Annotated in this window: 1 protein-coding gene; it reads left to right on the forward strand. The window is 73.3% G+C overall.

Annotated features, from left to right (window positions below; all coding sequences use genetic code 11):
* Window positions 1-2,723: type I polyketide synthase (locus IG74_RS0144205; protein ID WP_030689399.1), on the forward strand; the 2,723-nt coding region annotated here is incomplete at both ends.

Here is a 2,723-nt window from a genome sequence, read left to right on the forward strand (position 1 = left end):
CCGAGCAGGGCGCGGTCGTGTCGGTAGTGGCCTGCGACGTGTCCGACCGCGACCAGGTCCGGGCCCTGCTGGCCGCCGTACCGGACGAGCACCCCCTGAGCGGCGTCGTCCACACCGCGGGGGTGCTGGACGACGGAGTGATCGGAGCGCTGACGCCGGAGCGCCTCGCGGGCGTGTTCGCGCCGAAGGTGGACGCGGTCAGCCACCTCGACGAGCTGACCCGCGAACTGGGCCTGGAACTGGACGCGTTCATCGTCTACTCCTCCGCCTCGGGAGTGTTCGGTTCGGCAGGTCAGGGCAACTACGCGGCGGCGAACGCCTACCTCGACGGGTTGATGGCGAACCGGCGGGCGGCGGGCCTGCCCGGTATCTCGCTGGCCTGGGGCCTGTGGGAGCAGACCGCGGGCATGACCGCACACCTGGACGAGGTGGACCAGGCGCGCGCCAGCCGTGGCGGCGTGCTGGCCATCACGCCCGCCGAAGGCATGGAGCTGTTCGACGCCGCGGCGGCGTCCCGGCACGCGCTGCTGGTCCCGATCAAGCTGGACCTGCGGGGAGCGCGCGCCGGTGCGGCCTCCGGCGGAGCGGTTCCCCACCTGCTGCGCGGCCTCGTACGGACGGGCCGGCAGCAGGCGCGGGCGGCGTCCGGGAGCGACGGCGAGCTGGCCCGTCGCCTCGCCGGACTCACCGAGGCGGAGCAGGAGGCCCTGCTCCTCGACCTGGTCCGCACCCAGGCCGCGGTCGTGCTCGGGCACACCGGCCCCGGAGGCGTGCGGTCGGACATGGCCTTCAACGAAGCCGGGTTCGACTCGCTCACCTCGGTGGAACTGCGCAACCGGCTGCGTGAGGCGACCGCTCTCAAGTTCCCCGCCACCCTCGTCTTCGACTACCCGACCCCGGAGGCGCTCGCCCGCTACCTGCGCGAAGAGCTCGCCGATTCGGCCGAAGCCGCCGCACCGGCCGCGGCTGTCGTCGCGGACCCGGACGAGCCGATCGCGATCGTCGGGATGGCGTGCCGACTGCCCGGCGGGGTGACGGACCCCGACGGCCTGTGGCGGCTGGTGCGCGAGGGCCGTGAAGGCGTGTCGCCGTTCCCTGAGGACCGCGGCTGGGACCTGGAGGGCTTGTTTGACGCGGATCCGGACAACGCCGGTACGTCGTACGCCAGTCAGGGCGGTTTCCTGCACGGCGCGGGCCTCTTCGACCCCGGGTTCTTCGGCATCTCACCGCGCGAGGCGCAGGCGATGGACCCGCAGCAGCGGCTGCTCCTCGAAACCTCATGGGAAGCCCTGGAGCAGGCGGGCATCGACCCGCTGTCGCTGAAGGGCACCGACGTCGGGGTGTTCTCCGGCGTGTCCACCCAGGGCTATGGGATGGGCGCGGCCGCACGGGACGTGGAGGGCTACACGGGCACGGGTTCGGCGCCCAGCGTGGCGTCGGGCCGGGTGTCGTACGCCTTCGGCTTCGAGGGCCCGGCGGTCACCGTGGACACGGCGTGCTCCTCCTCCTTGGTCGCGATGCACCTGGCCGCGCAGGCGCTGCGGCAGGGCGAGTGCTCGATGGCGCTCGCCGGAGGCGTCGCGGTGATGGCGACGCCCGGGGCCTTCGTGGAGTTCTCGCGGCAGCGGGGCCTGGCCACCGACGGGCGCTGCAAGTCCTACGCCGCGGGAGCCGACGGCACCGGCTGGTCCGAGGGCGTCGGCCTGGTGGTCCTCGAGCGCCTCTCGGCGGCGCGGGAGCGCGGCCACCGGGTCCTGGCCGTGCTGCGCGGCAGCGCGGTGAACCAGGACGGCGCCTCCAACGGCCTGACCGCCCCCAACGGCCCCTCCCAGCAGCGGGTGATCCGCCGAGCCCTCGCGAACGCGGGTCTCTCCCCGTCCGATGTGGACGTGGTGGAGGGCCACGGGACCGGCACAACCCTGGGCGACCCGATCGAGGCCCAGGCGCTGCTCGCGACGTACGGGCAGGGGCGGGATCCCGAACAGCCGCTGTGGCTGGGCTCGTTGAAGTCCAACATCGGTCACGCGCAGGCGGCCGCGGGTGCGGCCGGTGTGATCAAGATGGTGCAGGCACTGCGGCACGCGTTCATGCCCCCCACACTGCACGTCGACGAGCCGACGGCCGAGGTGGACTGGTCGGCGGGCGCGGTGGAGCTGCTGACCGAGGCGCGGGAGTGGCCGCACAACGGTCGTCCGCGCCGGGCCGGGGTGTCCTCGTTCGGGATCAGTGGCACGAATGCGCATCTGATCCTGGAGGAGTCGCCTGAGGAGCCGGTTTCGGAGGAGAGCGGGCCGGTGGGTGTGGTGCCGCTCGTGGTGTCGGCGCGTAGTCGGGCTTCGCTGACGGGACAGGCCGGCCGGCTGGTGTCGTACGTGGGGTCGGGGGCTGGTGGTTCGTCGCTTGTGGGGGTGGCCGGGGCGTTGGTGTCGGGCCGGGCCGTACTGGGTGAGCGTGCGGTGGTGGTGGCGGGTTCGGAGGGCGAGGCGGTGTCCGGGTTGCGGGCGCTGGCGCGGGGCGAGAGTGATGTGAATCTGGTGTCCGGGGGCGGGGGTGTGCCGGGGAAGGTGGTGTGGGTGTTCCCGGGGCAGGGTTCGCAGTGGGCGGGCATGGGGCGTGAACTTCTCGACTCCTCGCCGGTGTTCGCTGAGCGGGTGGGGGAGTGTGCTGCGGCGCTGGGGCCGTTGGTGGACTGGTCGCTCGTCGACGTCCTGCGGGGTGAGGTC

This window comes from Streptomyces sp. NRRL B-1347 (assembly GCF_000720325.1).
In the GTDB taxonomy this organism is placed as follows: Bacteria; Actinomycetota; Actinomycetes; order Streptomycetales; family Streptomycetaceae; genus Streptomyces.